The organism is Mesorhizobium sp. 131-3-5, assembly GCF_016756575.1.
In the GTDB taxonomy this organism is placed as follows: domain Bacteria; phylum Pseudomonadota; class Alphaproteobacteria; order Rhizobiales; family Rhizobiaceae; genus Mesorhizobium; species Mesorhizobium jarvisii.
Genome location: NZ_AP023254.1, coordinates 2,481,346 through 2,496,633, shown reverse-complemented (window position 1 = coordinate 2,496,633; position 15,288 = coordinate 2,481,346). Strand labels below are relative to the sequence as shown.

Genomic DNA, 15,288 nt, shown 5'->3' with positions numbered 1-15,288 from the left:
TTCGGGGCATGGCCAAATCCCCCGAGAAAAGAACGCCGCCGACGGCGAATGACGACCGCGCCGCGCCGAAGCGGCGCAGCCCGCTGACCGATTTCCTCGACGCCTCGGAACCGCTGCACAGAGGCGGCTTCGCCGAGATGCCGCAGGCCGAACTGTCGGGCACGCCGCTGACCGGTTCGATCGCCGACTGGGCCGAGCAGATCGAGCAGGAGGCGGAGCGCGAAGGGCGCCAGGCCGGCAAGGGCGACGGCGGCAAAGCGCCAAAGCCGTCGAAGAAGATCCCCGAGCGCTCGACCTCCCCCGGCCGCACCGCGCGCGGCACCTCGATGGGTGGCGCGGCGACAGCCAGGGAGCGCACCGCAGCCGGCCTCAATCCGGTCGCCGGCCTCGACATCTCGCTGGAAGAAGCCGAGACGATGACCTCCAGTGGCGTCACCGCCACGGTGGCCGCCCTGTCGGCGCTGATCGAATCCGGCAATCCGCTGCACAAGGACGGCGTGTTGTGGACGCCGCACCGCCCTGCCCGGCCGGAAAAGTCGGAAGGCGGCATCGCCATCAAGATGGTGTCGGACTTCGAGCCGGCGGGCGACCAGCCGACCGCCATCAAGGACCTTGTCGAAGGCGTCGACAACAATGACCGCACCCAGGTGCTTCTCGGCGTCACCGGCTCGGGAAAAACCTTCACCATGGCCAAGGTGATCGAGGAGACGCAGCGTCCTGCCCTGATCCTGGCGCCGAACAAGACGCTGGCCGCGCAGCTCTATTCCGAGTTCAAGAAATTCTTCCCCGACAATGCGGTGGAGTATTTCGTCTCCTACTACGACTACTACCAGCCGGAAGCCTATGTTCCGCGCACCGACACCTTCATCGAGAAGGAATCCTCGATCAACGAACAGATCGACCGCATGCGCCATTCGGCGACGCGCTCGCTGCTCGAACGCGACGACGTCATCATCGTCGCCTCGGTGTCCTGCATCTACGGTATCGGTTCGGTCGAGACCTATACGGCGATGACCTTCCAGATGCAGATCGGCGACCGGCTCGACCAGCGCGCTCTGCTCGCCGACCTCGTCGCCCAGCAATACAAGCGGCAGGACATCAATTTCGTGCGCGGCTCGTTCCGCGTGCGCGGCGACACGATCGAGATCTTCCCGGCCCACCTTGAAGACCGCGCCTGGCGGATCTCGATGTTCGGCGACGAGATCGAGCAGATCACCGAATTCGACCCGCTGACCGGCCAGAAGACCGGCGAGCTGAAGAGCGTCAAGATCTACGCCAACTCCCACTATGTGACGCCGCGCCCGACGCTGAACCAAGCGATCAAGTCGATCAAGGAAGAGCTCAAGCAGCGTCTGGTCGAACTGGAGCGCGCCGGTCGCCTGCTGGAAGCGCAGCGGCTGGAACAGCGCACCCGCTTCGACCTCGAAATGCTGGAAGCCACCGGCTCCTGCGCCGGCATCGAGAACTATTCGCGCTATCTCACCGGCCGCCAGCCGGGCGATCCGCCGCCGACCTTGTTCGAATACATTCCCGACAATGCGCTGGTGTTCATCGACGAAAGCCACGTCACCGTCCCGCAGATCGGCGGCATGTATCGCGGCGACTTCCGGCGCAAGGCGACGTTGGCCGAATATGGCTTCCGTCTGCCCTCCTGCATGGACAACCGGCCGCTGCGCTTTGAGGAATGGGACGCCATGCGTCCGCTCTCCGTCGCCGTTTCGGCGACGCCCGGCGGCTGGGAAATGGAACAGTCCGGCGGCGTCTTCGCCGAACAGGTTATCCGCCCGACCGGCCTGATCGACCCGCCGGTCGAGGTGCGCCCGGCCAAAAGCCAGGTCGACGATGTCGTCGGCGAGATCCGCGAAACGACCAAGGCCGGCTACCGCACGCTGGTCACGGTGCTGACCAAGCGCATGGCCGAGGACCTGACCGAATACCTGCACGAACAAGGCGTGCGCGTACGCTACATGCACTCCGACATCGACACGCTGGAGCGCATCGAGATCCTGCGCGATCTGCGCCTCGGCGCTTTCGACGTGCTGGTCGGCATCAACCTTTTGCGCGAAGGCCTGGACATTCCCGAATGCGGCTTCGTCGCCATTCTCGATGCCGACAAGGAAGGGTTCCTGCGCTCGGAAACCTCGCTGATCCAGACCATCGGCCGCGCTGCCCGTAACGTTGACGGCAAGGTCATCCTCTATGCCGACCAGGTCACCGGTTCGATGGAGCGGGCGATGGCCGAGACCAACCGCCGCCGCGAAAAGCAGATGGAATGGAACGCCGCCAATGGCATCACGCCGGAATCGGTGAAGTCGCGCATCTCCGACATTCTCGACTCGGTCTACGAGAAGGACCATGTCCGCGCCGACATCTCGCAGTTCACCGACAGCGCCGGCGCCATGATGGGCAACAACCTCAAGGCCCATCTCGACGCGATGGAAAAACAGATGCGCGATGCCGCCGCCAATCTCGACTTCGAGAAGGCCGCCCGCATCCGCGACGAGATCAAGCGGCTGCGCGAGATGGAACTGTCGATCTCCGAAGACCCGCTGGCCAAATACGCCGACATGGAAAGCCCGGTCTCGGGCCGCGAAAAGGGCAAGCACAACAAGGGTGTGGCCAAGCATCGCACCGCAGAGGAACAGGAGCGTTTCCGCAAGCTCGACGAAGCACGCGCCGCCGAAGAGGCCGCCAAGGCTGCCCGGCCCAACCTCTTCCGCAAGCCCGATCTCGACGGGATGGGCGCCGACGGCGCCGTGCCGGTGAAGAAGCCGCTGTTCGCCAAACCCTCGATCGACGACATGGGGCCTGGCACCGACATGCCGACACCGGCAGGTGCGGTGTCGCGCTCGCTGTTCAAGAAGCAGTCGGCGTCCGAAGCGCACGGCTCCGACTTCGGCATTCCCGGCGAGCCGGTCAAGCCGCTGTTCAAGAAGAACTCGCTCGACGAGATGACCGTGCGGCGTACGGAAAAACCGGTCGAGGGAAAAGTGCCGGCGAAGCCCCAGCCGATCTCCCCCCCTGTGGGCGCCGGCAGGATAGACGCGAAGGATCGCGACGAAAAACCGATCATCCGCCAGCGCACCGGCATCGGCTCCTACGAGGACCCGGGCGACGCGCGTCGGGAGAAGCGCCGGCCCGGGAAAACGGGCAGGCCGGGGAAGTAGCGGCCTCTTCCTTCTCCCCCCTGTGGGAGAAGGTGGATCGGCGTGCCAGCGCCGAGACGGTTGAGAGGTGTTCCAGCAGAATGAAGCGTTGGTGTTCCCTGGATCACCCCTCATCCGACCTCGCTTCGCGAGGCCACCTTCTCCCACAAGGGGAGAAGGAAAGCGCTCCATCGGCGCACCTTGAATCGGAACAGCCTCTGGACTATGCGCTCGCGCTTGCCGCCAGGCGGTGGAAGCGATAGCACGGCTGCAATCCTGCCTCTGCCAGCAAAGCTCCCATCCGCCCCCACCTCATGAAACCCAGGGACATCGCCGCCTACGCCTTCCTTGCCGTCACCTGGGGCCTGTCGTTCCTCGTGCTGCTCAAGGTGGTGCACGCATTCGGCTGGGTCGGCGCGGTGACCTTGCGCTCGCTGATCGCCGGCATCACGCTCTTCCTGCTGGCGGCGGCAACGCGGCGACGGCTCGATTTCAGGGCCGGCTGGGGGCACTTCGCCATCGTCGGCGCGACGACCGTCGCGGCGCAGCTGATCGGCTTGTCCTACGCCACGCCGCGTATCGGCACGGCGATGGCGGCCATCCTCGTTGCCGCGATCCCGCTGTTCTCGATGATCCTTGGCCAGTTATGGGGGCTCGAGCGCATCACCGTTCGCGGGCTTGCCGGCTTGCTGCTCGGCGCCGCGGGTATCGTGGTCTTGGTCGGCTTCCCTTCGGTGCCGATCACGCCGTCCTTCGCATTCGGCTGCGCCGCCTCGCTGTTCAGCTCCTTCTCCGCCGCCTTCGGCAGCAACTACGCCAATCGCCATCTGCGCTCGGCCGGCTCGTTCGAACTCACCGGCGCCGCCTTCCTGTTCGGCGGGCTGATGACGCTGCCGTTGCTGCTGGCCGTGCCGGTGCCGGCCATGCCGCGTCCTGTCGATTTCCTCTATCTCGTCCTTCTCGCCTGCGTGATGAGCGCGCTGACCTACGTCGTCTATTTCCGGCTGGTGGCCAGCATCGGCGCGACCAGGACGATCAGCGTCGAATTCGCAGTGACCACGATCGCCGTACTGGTTGGCACCATCATGCTTGGCGAGTCGCTGACCATCATCCAGGCCTTCGGCGCGGTGGCGATCATCGGCGGCTGCATATTGGTGCTGGATCCGTTCCCGCGCCGGGCGAAAGCGGCCGCCTTGCCATCCGCCCCGCCTTTGGTGTAATCGCTTCGCACACTCGAACGTCTTGAAAGGAGGGCTCACGTGTTCACGTTTCATCGTCACCATCGTCAGCGTGGCCCGATTTCTGCCCTGCAAGCCAGCTTGCAGGGCTGACCAGGGACGGTCCGGGTTTTTCCCGCTTCGATTTTTTGGTCTGCCCTTCGTGGTGCCGCAACGCCGAGCCTGATGGCCAGCACGCGCACCGTCAAAGTGCATCCGGAGTTGTTTCCGGCAAGACCAGAGAAATCCAAATGGCCCTGATCAGCCTCAAATCCCTCGGCGTCACCATGAGTGCGCCGCTCTTCGCAAACCTCGACCTCACCATCGGCGCCGGCGACCGTCTCGGTATCGTTGCCGCCAATGGCCGCGGCAAGTCGACCCTGCTCAAATGCCTGACCGGCGAGATGGAGCCGACATCAGGCGACATCACCCGCACGCGCGGCTTGCGCGTCGGCCACGTCGAGCAATCGGTTCCCCCTGCCCTTCTCGGCCGCACCTTTCATCAGGTGGTGGCCGACGCCTTGCCGCCGGAGCAGGCCGAAAGCGAGATGTGGCGCGTCGACGTAGTGCTGGATTCTCTCGACGTGCCCGAGACGATGCGCGAGCGGGAAATGCAGGCGCTGAGCGGCGGCTGGCAGCGGCTGGCGCTGATCGCCCGTGTCTGGGTGACCGATCCCGACGTGCTGCTGCTCGACGAGCCGACCAACCATCTCGACCTTGCCCGCATCAGCCAGCTGGAAAGTTGGCTGAATGCGCTGCCGCGCGACGTGCCCGTCGTCATCGCCAGCCATGACCGCGCCTTCCTCGACGCCACCACCAACAGGACGCTGTTCCTGCGCCCGGAACAATCGCCGGTGTTTGCGCTGCCCTACTCCCGCGCCAGGCAGGCGCTCGACGAGGTCGACGCCTCGACAGCGCGAAAATTCGAGCGCGACATGAAGGTCGCCCAGCAGCTGCGAAAGCAGGCCGCCAAGCTCAACAATATCGGCATCAATTCCGGCAGCGACCTTTTGGTGGTGAAAACCAAGCAGCTCAGGGAACGGGCGGAGAAGCTCGAAGAGGCAGCGGTATCGGCACATCGCGAGAAGTCGGCCGGAGCGATCCGGCTCGCCAACCGTGGCACCCACGCCAAGGTGCTGATCACACTCGACGACCTGGTGGTGGAAACGCCCGACGGCACGCTGCTGTTCAGGACCGGCAAGCGCCATATCTGCCAGGGCGACCGCATCGTGCTGCTCGGCCGCAATGGCGTCGGCAAGTCGCGCTTCGTCAGCCTGATCCGCAACGCCATCGCCGAACCCGATACGATCGTGAACGTGAAGGTGACACCGTCCACGGTGCTCGGCCACAGCGACCAGGCGCTGTCGGGCATCAGCGGCGACGACACGCCGCTGGCGATGGTCTCGCGCCGCTACGATGTCGGCGAACAGCGCGCCCGCTCGCTGCTTGCCGGCGCCGGCGTGGTCATCGAGATGCAGGAGAAAAGGATCGGCGTGCTGTCCGGCGGCCAGAAGGCGCGGCTGATGATGCTGGCGCTCAGGCTCGCCAACCCCAACTTCTATCTGCTCGACGAGCCGACCAACCATCTCGACATCGATGGCCAGGAAGCGCTGGAGGAGGAATTGCTGAAGCACCAGGCAAGCTGCGTGCTCGCCTCGCACGACCGCTCCTTCATCCGCGCCATAGGCAACCGCTTCTGGCTGATCGAGAAGCGGAAGCTGACGGAGGTCGAAGACCCCGAGGGCTTTTTCCGCGAGGTGGCCGAAGCCGGCGGCTGAGCGGCGAGGCAGAATTCCGGCTTGCCGTCGGCAGGCCAGAATTTCGTATCATTTCATGAGACGTATCGTTGACTCCCGAAACGTATCATGCCATGGTACGTTTCTTGGATTCGACTGATGATACGCTCGTTCAAGGACAAGACCAGCGAGGCCGTTTCGAATGGCAAGTCTCCAAAGGGCTTCCCGTCGGACCTTGTTTGATCGGCCCAGCGGAAACTGTTCATGATCGACAACGCGACCGAGTTGTCGGACCTGAAGACTCCCCCAGGCAACAGGCTCGAGCCCTTGAAGGGCAACCGTGCCGGTCAGCATTCGATCCGCATCAACGACCAGTTTCGCATCTGCTTTCGCTGGGTGGACGGGCAGGCTGAGGATGTCGAAATAACTGACTACCATTGAAGGAGGTCTCAAATGCTGAACATCAACCCTCCCATTCATCCCGGAGAAATCCTTCGAGAGGAATACCTCGTCCCGCTTGGCCTGAAGCCTTACACGCTAGCCAAAAAGCTGCATGTGCCGCGCACGCGCATCGAGCGCCTGGCAAGCGAGGCGACACCGGTAACGCCCGACACCGCGCTACGCCTTGCCAAGTTTTTCGGAACCACGCCGCAATTCTGGATGAACATGCAGGCGAGCTACGACCTTGCCGTAGAGGGAGAGGCCAAGAAAGCCGACCTTGAAACGATCGAGCGCTTGGACACAGCGGCCTGAATTAAACCGCGCTGGAACAGCCGGTCTCAAGCTGCCCGAAAAAAGATCCAGCGCTCTGTCGGATCGCCTGAACCTGCCGCGTCCTTGGGATGCCGACACGATGATGCCGGCTTCAACCCAGGGAGAGAACATCATGTCGGTCCTTTCATCCATCGGTCGCATCGCAACCCAATATGCGGCGGCACGTGCCCGGCATCGCAGCGAACGCATCCTGCTCTCGCTGCCAGCCGAATTGCGCAAGGACATCGGCTTCCCGGAACTCTTTGACGCGCAGAACAGCCGCCGTGCAACAACCTTCTCGGCCAAGGTCATATGACCGCGACCAGCCTGTCCATGCGATTGCCCCTCAAACCCGCCGGCTGCCCGGTCCGTCCGGGCCCGGCCCGCAAAAAAAATTGCGCCGCCATGTAGGATTGCCGTCACCTCGTGCGTCCTGTGGTTCGCTAGGCCAAGCCCAATGCAAAGAGGAGCAAGACATGACTGACCAGACCCCCATTCAGCCCAGGGCAGAAGTGCTCGGCGGATTGACCCCTTATCTGCAGGTGGACGGCGCCTTCAAGGCCGCCGATTTCTACAAGAAGGCCTTTGGCGCCGAGCAGGTGTTTGCATATCCGGCGGATGAAAAAGGCCGCACCATGCACATCCATCTCCACATCAACGGCTCGACGCTGATGCTGGGCGACGCCTATCCCGAACACGGCCATCCGCACAAGGCTGCTCAAGGCTACACGCTGCAGCTCCATCTCGACGATGGCGACATCGACTTCTGGTGGCAGCGCGCCGTCGATGCCGGCTGTGAAGTGGTCACGCCGCTGCAGGTGATGTTCTGGGGCGACCGCTGGGGCCAGCTGGACGATCCGTTCGGCGTCGCCTGGGCGATGAACGCACCGGTGAAGTAGCGAGCAGGCGTCCCCCGTCAGGGCTGACGCGCTCACCGCGCCGGGTCGTATCCCCGCCGACCCGGCGCCCGCTTTTCAGCAAAGGAGTTCACCATGTCCTATGTCGACGGTTTCGTGCTTGCCGTGCCAAAGGCCAAACTCGATGACTACAAGAAGCTGGCCAACCTCGCAGGCCCCATATGGATGGAACACGGCGCGCTGGCGTATGTCGAATGCATCGGCGATGACGTGCCCTATGGCGAGCTGACCTCGTTTCCGCGTGCCGTTCAGGCAAAGGACGACGAGATCGTCGTCTTCGCCTGGGCGCTCTATGAATCCAGGCAGAGCCGCGACGCGGTGATGGCCAAGGTGATGGCCGATCCGCGTTTGACACCCGATTTGGGACCCATGCCCTTCGATATGAAGCGCATGATCTTCGGCGGCTTCCAGCCCTTCATCGAGCTTTGAATTGCTCTGCCCCAAGATTGGTTGAGATTGAGGTCAGGCCGAGCCGAGAATGGTGGTTTCCGAGAACCGGAACGGAACGTACTTAAGTACGTGAGTACCGGAAGCGCAGGGAACCGCCGTTCGCAGGCCGGCCTCACCTCAATCTCAGTCCAGCTTGTCGAGCAGCGGCTTCAGCCGGTCCCCATAGCGCTTCCACAGGTCGACCGAGCCTTGATACATCGGCTGGCGCACCTGCGCGGCGGAAGCCGTGCGCACCGGCCGGTCGGTCTCGTGGAACGACAGCACGGCATCGTCCCACGGCAGGCCGAGATACTCGATCAGCGCCCGGCTCTGCCCTTCCTGGTCGGCGACGAAATCCTCGTAGCGCACATCATGCACGACGCCGGGCAGCACCTTGTGCCAATGCGCCATGATGTCGGTGTAGAGATTGTGGAAGTCGGCGAGCTCGCCGAGATCGTAGCCGTAGCGGTGGCTGTCGCCGCGGAAATGCACCTTGTAGATCGACAGGCAGGTTGCCGCCGCATCGCGGGCGCAGTGGATGATCTTGGCCTTCGGCATCATCATGTGGATGAAGCCGACAAGCAGGAAGTTGCCCGGCATCTTGTCGGTGACGTGGCTGATATGCGGATAGCGGGCATGCAGCATGTCGAGATAGGCCTGGCCCGCCTCGGCGAAATCCGCATCGTCCGTATCCGATACGCCCCACGGAAAGCCACCCGGCATGGTCGCTGGGAACTGCTTGCCGACCGCGTTCTTCAGGATGCTGAGCTCGCCCGCGCCATAGACCTGCGGATGGCTGGCGATGATCTGCTCGACCAGCGTCGTGCCCGAACGCGGCATGCCGACGACGAAGATCGGCGCGTCATCGGTGATCGGGCTCGGTCTGTGCCTTTCGAAGAAGCCGGCATCGAACACCGTCTTCATCGCCGCGAATTCCTCGCGCGTCCTGACGGGATCATAGTCGATCCCCTTGCGGCGAATGGCGTTGCCTTCGGCAAAATAGTCGAAGGCCTTCTCATAGTCCTTCAGATCGTCATTGGCCTTGCCGAGGCCGAACGACAGTTGCATGCGCGCCAGGCTGTCTTGCGGCGCCTTGGCGTGCTGGGCTTCCATGCCGGACAATTCGGCGTCGCGCTCCTTCTGGCGCTTGACCTGCGTCAGCATCAGCCACGCCGTTGCCATGCCCGGGTTGACCGCCAGCGCCTGCCGAAACAGCTCGGCCGCCTCGTCGAGCTTGCCCTTTTCCATCATTCCGACGCCCAGCCCATGCAGCAGGTCGGCATCCTTGGGGCGGATGGTCAGTGACTCGCGGAAGACAGCCAGCGCCTCGTCCAGCCGTCCGGCTTCCTGCAGGGTTTCGGCAAGCCCGATGCGGGCGCGCACATGGAAGGGATTGCGAGCGACCGTGCCGCGATAGATCTCTTCGGCCTCCTCGAACCGGCCGAGCTGCTTCAGCGACGAGCCGAGATTGTCGCGCGCGGCGAGCTGCTCCGGCCGCAGATCCACCGCGCCGCGGAAAAAGTCGATTGCCGCGGCCACGCGGCCGAGATCGCGCATCACCGTACCGAAATTGTTGAGGAAATCGGCATTCGTCGGCTGCAGGCTCACCGACCGCTCGATGAGATCCAACCCTTCTTCGCTGCGCCCGGCCTGGTGCAGCAGCAGCCCCAGGAAATGCGCGGCCGCCGCGTGTTTGGGCTGGCGCGCCAAGACTTGCCGGTAGATCGATTCTGCCTCTTGCCGGCGCCCGGCCTGGTGCAGTTGCAGGGCCTGCTGCACATACTGGTCGAGACCCAGCGGCGGCTGTCCGCCCGCGCCAGACCTGGTTCCCGCACCCGCCGCTCGTCTTTGATCTCTGTTAATGGGAAACCTGCCGTGTTTGTCCGCCTGCCGCGATCTAGGCCATTGGCGCTGCAGGTTCAAGTCTTCGCGGGGTTCCGAGCTCTTTTGGGATGCCTTGAGCGATCAGATCAGGCGGTTGGTCTCGGCAACCTGCCTCGCCCGCCTCACCGTGCCATCGGTATCGGAGATCGTCCGCCTTGCCGCCTCATCGCTTCTGATCGTCAGCCGTGCCGACTTGACGATCATCGGCTGGCCGGTCGGGCCAACGGCAATGGCGTGGATGGCGATTGGCTTGATGATCGGATTGACCGCGACGGTCTTCCCCCTTGAGCCTCTTGTGGAAACCATGGTTTTATCCTCGTTCCGGAGTAAATAAAAAATACCGAGCCGGAGAAAAATTCCGACACGCTCTCAAGAATTTTTTAGAAATATGCTGAACCATAGCAGAAATATCGGAGCGCCTGTAGCCATCTATTTTTCAAATTGAACGGGTTTAATTTCCAAATCGTCTTGAATATCCGCGCCAATCGATCTACATAAGATGGATCGTTTTGGCCAGAATTGGCATCTCGCGGCGTCAGAGGTTCTCGACCCGCCAATCTCATTCCAAATCGTCGATGACGCACGGCACATTCGCCCTGCGACGATCTTTCAATCCGCGAAAGACAGATATGACCACGGGAATCGTGAAATTCTACAATGGCCAGAAGGGTTTTGGCTTCATTCAACCAGCTGACGGCGGCAAGGACGTTTTCGTCCATGTCAGTGCGCTGGAGCGCGCCGGCTTTCCCGGCCTCGCCGAAGGCCAGAAGCTGCAGTTCGACCTGGAGCGTGACGGCAAGGGCCGCGAGTCGGCCGCCAATCTGCAACTGATCTGATCCGGCCGAATTCGATGAACGCTGACCACGGATGTACTGGCAGCTCTCGAAAGCGGCTTATTTCCAGCGATGGCCGGAAATAGAAAAGCGGGGCTCGTCCCCGCTTTTTTGCGTTCAGGCCGCTGTTATTACGTGACGCCCAAGGTGTGAACCAACCAAGGCCAGGACAATGCCGGACCGTACCACCTATTCCATCGCCCATTTCACGGCATCCTTCATGCTCGGAGGCCTGGAAGGACCGTTGCCGGCCGGCGACTACGACATCGATCATGATGAAGAGCTGATCGAGGGCATGTCACGCATCGCCTGGCGCCGCGTCGCCACCTTTATCCACCTGCCGGCAAGGGCGGTAAAGAACCCCACGACCAGCCAGCTTGTCGCCATCGACCACCTCGAACTCGAATCCGCGCTGAAGCGCGACCGGGAGAATGCAGCATGATCCGTTTCCAGCAGAATGCGCGTCCGCGCAACGACACGCCCTCGCACCTTTTCGCCATCGGCCAGACGGTGCGCATGAAGAGCCGCACCGGCCTCGTCCAGAAGACGGCCGAACTGTTCGAGATCAAGAGCAGGCTGCCGGTCAAGGACGGCTCGCCGCAATACCGTATCCGCAGTGAGCAGGAGACCCACGAGCGGGTCACCACGGAAGACAATCTCGAACCGGCCGACAATCCGGCTGTCGCCAACAATCCAGCGGTCTGAGATCCCGAACCGCCAGCCAAAACGCACAAGGAGCAGTCCATGTCCAAAGGTCAACAGCGAAGCAATCGCGAAGCGCGCAAGCCGAAGAAGGACAAGGTCCTGGCCAAGCCCGCCTCCCCGTTCGGTTCGGCGGTCAAGCAGGCGGAGAGCGGCCTGAAGCCGAAGTCCAAGGGCTGACAGCCTTGGGATGCTTCGCATGCGCCCCATCCCCTGCCTGGGCAGGCGATGAACTGACAACAGGCCCATGCCAAGTCCTGCCACGGAGGCTTGCTTGAACTTCGTCATCGAGTTTTACCGGTCACGCGACGCCGAGGAGGCAACGCTCGACAAGGTGTCGCTGGAAGCACCGACCTTGCGCGCCGCCTTGCAGGCCGCGGCCGCACTCTTCCACACGCTCGCAATGCCGCAAATCCCCGACCGCCTGCGCATTTCCGATGAGCACGGCAGCGAGCTCTATGCCGGGCCGGCCGACGGGGCTTATCCATCCTAGCCGGCTGTCGAAGAAGCCGTGCTTGCCGCGGGTCTCATTAAAGTTCGTGTAAGGACGAGACAATAAGATCCGCCTGCCGCCGAAAACGGGGGCCCGAGACTATTTCGGCTGGCAAGATCGCCAGCCACGGCCGGGGCAGGAGGCGTATGGACAGGCTACGCATCCTCGTGACGGCGGTGGTGCTGGGCTTGGCTGGCGCCATCGCGCCCATCGCGGCGATGTTTCACCTTTCATGGACCCAGGCCGTCCAGAACGAACACGAACGGCTGCATCTGTTCGCCGGCCGTGCCATCGCCAGGGCCGACATGTCGCTCAACGAAGCGCGGGATGCCTTGCGGCAGATCGACCGCTTCACCGGCATCCCTTGTTCGGCGGATCACATCGCCCGCATGCGACAGCTCACCATCAACACACGCACCATCGAGGAAATGGGCTATTTCGAAAATGGCCTGCTCAAATGCTCGTCATGGGGACCGACCGACGGTCGCGTCGCGCAATCGAAGCCGGACTTTGTCACCAGCGACGGCATTGCCGTCACCGCTCGCATGCAGCCGGTGATGAGCGCGGGCCACACGCTGATGGCGCTGCGCTACAAGGACCACAACGCCCTTGTCGATCCGGTGCGTTTTGCCGACATTATCGTCGACCCCGGTGTCCAACTTGCCCTGACGACGGAAAACGGCATCCTGGTCGGCGCACTGAACGCCCCCGATCCCGCCCGTATCGGCAAGATCGTCGCCGGTCCTGAAGAAGGCCTGGACGACGATCTCCTGTTTGCCACGGCGCGCGGGACCGGCTGGATCGCCGTCGCCACCGAACCGCAAAGCCAGATTCTGGACGGTGTGCGCCGGCAGCAGCGTCTGCTGCTCCCGCTCGGCGCCTTCATTGCCGCCTTCATCATCGGCATGGTCGTCTGGCTGTCGCGGAGGCGTCTTTCGCCCCTGGGCGAATTGCAGATCGCCGTGCGCAAGCGCGAATTCATCGTCCACTATCAGCCGATCGTCGAACTCAGGACCGGCACTTGCATCGGCGCGGAAGCGCTGGTGCGCTGGACGCGGCCGGACGGATCCCTGGTCCAGCCCGATCATTTCATTCCACTTGCCGAAGAGAGCGGACTGATCACGGCGATCACCGATCAGGTCATTGCGCTCGTCGTGTCCGACCTCAACAGCCTTCTGGTTGCCGATCGCTCCCTTCATATCGCCATCAACCTCAGCGCCACCGACGTCGGCACGGAGCGGGTTCTGCCGGTTATCGCAAGGGCATTGCAGCATACGGGAATCCAGCCACGGCAGATCTGGCTCGAGGCAACGGAGCGCGGCTTCGTGGATATCGAGGCGGCGCGATCGACGCTCACGCGTGCCCGCGAACTTGGCCATGCGGTGGCGATCGACGATTTCGGCACCGGCTATTCCAGCCTGTCCTATCTCGAAGGGCTGCCGCTGGATGCGCTCAAGATCGACAAGTCGTTCATCGACACGATCAGCACGAATTCCGCCACCAGTTCGGTCACGCCGCACATTATCGACATGGCCAAGACGCTGAAGCTGAAGATTGTCGCCGAAGGCGTCGAAACGCGGGCCCAGGCCGACTACCTCTTGGAACGCGATGTCGACTATGGCCAGGGCTGGCTGTTCGCCAGGCCCATGCCCGCGGCCGACTTCATTGCCTATTGCCGGCGGGCGAAAGTGCCGTCTGGCAAGGTCTAACTCTTGTTCTAAGCAGCATCCACCTTCTCCCGGGAGAAGGCGGACCTGCCCTCTCAGCACGGGCCATCGCCGACGATGCGGTAGTCCGCGGCGCGGGCTTCGCAGGCATTGGGAAAGCTGCGCATCTCGCCATGGCGGCGGGCGCAGACGGGCGCGTATTCGCGGGTGCAGAACGTCTGCTCTTCGCCACCACCATCGCCGCCGTCGCCGCGGCAGGGGCCGTCGCGCACGATGCGGTAGCCGGCGCGGTCGGCAAGGCAGGCATTGGCAAAGGTCTGGCGGTCGCCGCCGCGCCGGGCACAAACGGGCTCGTATTGCCTGGTGCAGAATTCCGGTTCGGGACGCGGCGGCCGCGGGCGTGGTCCTGGCCCATCATCGACGACCACGGTGCAGGCGGCCAGAAGCGCCGACAGGAACAGGACGGCAAACCCTTGCCGCGAAAAAACCGACGCCAGGAATTTCATGCTGATTTCTCCCTCGATCCCATCCCCGATCACGATCCTCGCCATTCCCCTGTCAAATGCAACCCTGTCGGATGCAACCGCGTTCGCGGGGGCGGAAACGGCGATTACGGCCATGGCCGGCATCCGCCGGCAACACTGGCCCATGCGCGATCCTCTCTGTGGGTCAATGACCGGCCCGGCAACGAGGCCTATTTGCGGCCCGTCGACGCTCAGATCGGTCGATTCTTGCGTCGGGATGCGCTCTGTGTGGCGGCCCGCGGCGCTATCTTGCAACCTTCACGTTTCCGTGCGATAAATTCCGTGTTCGGGCATTTGCGACCCGGAGAGCGGAACGTTTTGGACGACCTTTCCCCGATACTGTGAATCTCTGACGGCCCCGTTTTTCGGCGGGGGGTTTGACCATGCGCCAATGCATGACTGCCGAAAGCAACCACCGGGAACTGCCCTCGACGCCAGGTGGCGGGCAGGACCACCAAAGACTGAACGGGTGAAGGAGTTTCCCCAATGGCCCAGACCGGCACCGTTAAATTCTTCAACGCGACCAAAGGCTTCGGTTTCATCACGCCCGACGGCGGCGCCAAGGACGTGTTCGTCCATATTTCCGCGATCGAGGCATCGGGCCTGCGCACGCTCGTCGACGGCCAGAAGGTCACCTTCGACGTCGAGCCGGACCGCATGGGCAAAGGCCCGAAGGCGGTCAACCTCCGCGCTGCCTGAACCATCGGCGCCGCGCGTCCCTGACGGCGGGCGAACGAGGGTTTGAAGCTTGCCCAGCCTGTGGGCATGCAGACAGATTTTTTAAAAAGGCGCGGCGATTTTCGTCGCGCCTTTTTCATGTCCGTGGCGCAGCATAAGTGCATGTCGGCCAGAAGTGGATCCTGCTCCGTGTCAACGACATGCATCATAACAAGGGCTTAAAGCTGACGCGCTTTAAGTGCCCACAAAACTTTCTCTTGCCGATGACGCTAAAATAAAGGACAAATTTCCTCTCGGGCATTTGCCGGC

Annotated in this window: 17 protein-coding genes and 1 pseudogene; 15 read left to right on the top strand and 3 right to left on the bottom strand. The window is 63.1% G+C overall.

Features of this window, described 5'->3' with window-relative positions:
* The first annotated feature begins 8 nt into the window (after positions 1–8).
* From uvrB to JG747_RS12080, 8 genes and pseudogenes are all read left to right on the top strand, one after another.
* The gene (gene uvrB / locus JG747_RS12115; protein ID WP_244748373.1) at positions 9–3,167 is read left to right on the top strand and encodes an excinuclease ABC subunit UvrB; all 3,159 of its coding nucleotides are present in this window, start codon (positions 9–11) and stop codon (positions 3,165–3,167) included.
* Between the two features lie 293 nt (positions 3,168–3,460).
* The gene (locus JG747_RS12110) at positions 3,461–4,366 is read left to right on the top strand and encodes a DMT family transporter (protein WP_202361842.1); all 906 of its coding nucleotides are present in this window, start codon (positions 3,461–3,463) and stop codon (positions 4,364–4,366) included.
* Between the two features lie 248 nt (positions 4,367–4,614).
* Positions 4,615–6,141 (top strand): ABC-F family ATP-binding cassette domain-containing protein, encoded by a 1,527-nt coding sequence (locus tag JG747_RS12105; RefSeq protein WP_202361841.1) that lies wholly within the window; start codon positions 4,615–4,617, stop codon positions 6,139–6,141.
* A 117-nt stretch (positions 6,142–6,258) separates the two neighbouring features.
* Positions 6,259–6,540: pseudogene (locus JG747_RS12100) on the top strand (type II toxin-antitoxin system RelE/ParE family toxin).
* 12 nt (positions 6,541–6,552) lie between these two features.
* Positions 6,553–6,852: a HigA family addiction module antitoxin gene (locus JG747_RS12095; protein ID WP_019860611.1), complete on the top strand. Its 300-nt coding sequence runs from the start codon at positions 6,553–6,555 to the stop codon at positions 6,850–6,852.
* A 133-nt stretch (positions 6,853–6,985) separates the two neighbouring features.
* Positions 6,986–7,168, top strand: a complete 183-nt coding sequence (locus JG747_RS12090) for a hypothetical protein (RefSeq protein WP_032920719.1) — start codon at positions 6,986–6,988, stop codon at positions 7,166–7,168.
* A 160-nt stretch (positions 7,169–7,328) separates the two neighbouring features.
* Positions 7,329–7,751, top strand: a complete 423-nt coding sequence (locus JG747_RS12085; RefSeq protein ID WP_202361840.1) for a VOC family protein — start codon at positions 7,329–7,331, stop codon at positions 7,749–7,751.
* A 93-nt stretch (positions 7,752–7,844) separates the two neighbouring features.
* Complete coding sequence (locus JG747_RS12080; RefSeq protein ID WP_202361839.1) at positions 7,845–8,198, top strand: DUF1428 domain-containing protein; 354 nt, start codon at positions 7,845–7,847, stop codon at positions 8,196–8,198.
* A gap of 144 nt (positions 8,199–8,342) precedes the next feature.
* Here JG747_RS12080 and JG747_RS12075 read toward each other — a convergent pair whose 3' ends face one another.
* Entirely contained in the window at positions 8,343–9,977 is a 1,635-nt protein-coding gene (locus JG747_RS12075; protein ID WP_202361838.1) for a tetratricopeptide repeat-containing sulfotransferase family protein, read from the bottom strand.
* 186 nt (positions 9,978–10,163) lie between these two features.
* Positions 10,164–10,388, bottom strand: coding sequence for a hypothetical protein (locus JG747_RS12070; protein WP_019860617.1), 225 nt, complete (start codon positions 10,386–10,388; stop codon positions 10,164–10,166).
* Positions 10,389–10,711: 323 nt separating this feature from the next.
* Here JG747_RS12070 and JG747_RS12065 point away from each other — a divergent pair, with 323 nt between their 5' ends.
* The 6 genes from JG747_RS12065 (at position 10,712) to JG747_RS12040 (ending at position 13,819) form a co-directional block, all read left to right on the top strand.
* Positions 10,712–10,918, top strand: coding sequence for a cold-shock protein (locus JG747_RS12065; RefSeq protein ID WP_010911078.1), 207 nt, complete (start codon positions 10,712–10,714; stop codon positions 10,916–10,918).
* Positions 10,919–11,087: 169 nt separating this feature from the next.
* The gene (locus tag JG747_RS12060) at positions 11,088–11,357 is read left to right on the top strand and encodes a hypothetical protein (protein WP_019860618.1); all 270 of its coding nucleotides are present in this window, start codon (positions 11,088–11,090) and stop codon (positions 11,355–11,357) included.
* Positions 11,354–11,620: a hypothetical protein gene (locus tag JG747_RS12055; RefSeq protein WP_019860620.1), complete on the top strand. Its 267-nt coding sequence runs from the start codon at positions 11,354–11,356 to the stop codon at positions 11,618–11,620. The genes JG747_RS12060 and JG747_RS12055 overlap by 4 nt, the downstream gene beginning before the upstream one ends.
* A gap of 39 nt (positions 11,621–11,659) precedes the next feature.
* Positions 11,660–11,797 carry a hypothetical protein gene (locus tag JG747_RS12050; protein WP_019860621.1) on the top strand — a complete coding sequence of 46 codons (138 nt, stop codon included), beginning with the start codon at positions 11,660–11,662 and terminating at the stop codon, positions 11,795–11,797.
* A gap of 94 nt (positions 11,798–11,891) precedes the next feature.
* Positions 11,892–12,110, top strand: a complete 219-nt coding sequence (locus JG747_RS12045; RefSeq protein ID WP_019860622.1) for a hypothetical protein — start codon at positions 11,892–11,894, stop codon at positions 12,108–12,110.
* A gap of 146 nt (positions 12,111–12,256) precedes the next feature.
* Positions 12,257–13,819 (top strand): EAL domain-containing protein, encoded by a 1,563-nt coding sequence (locus JG747_RS12040; protein WP_202361837.1) that lies wholly within the window; start codon positions 12,257–12,259, stop codon positions 13,817–13,819.
* A 53-nt stretch (positions 13,820–13,872) separates the two neighbouring features.
* Here JG747_RS12040 and JG747_RS12035 read toward each other — a convergent pair whose 3' ends face one another.
* Positions 13,873–14,283, bottom strand: a complete 411-nt coding sequence (locus tag JG747_RS12035) for a Kazal-type serine protease inhibitor family protein (protein ID WP_027047293.1) — start codon at positions 14,281–14,283, stop codon at positions 13,873–13,875.
* Between the two features lie 504 nt (positions 14,284–14,787).
* Between JG747_RS12035 and JG747_RS12030 the strand changes: the two genes are divergently transcribed.
* Positions 14,788–15,000, top strand: a complete 213-nt coding sequence (locus tag JG747_RS12030) for a cold-shock protein (RefSeq protein WP_006202520.1) — start codon at positions 14,788–14,790, stop codon at positions 14,998–15,000.
* Positions 15,001–15,288 lie beyond the last annotated feature (288 nt).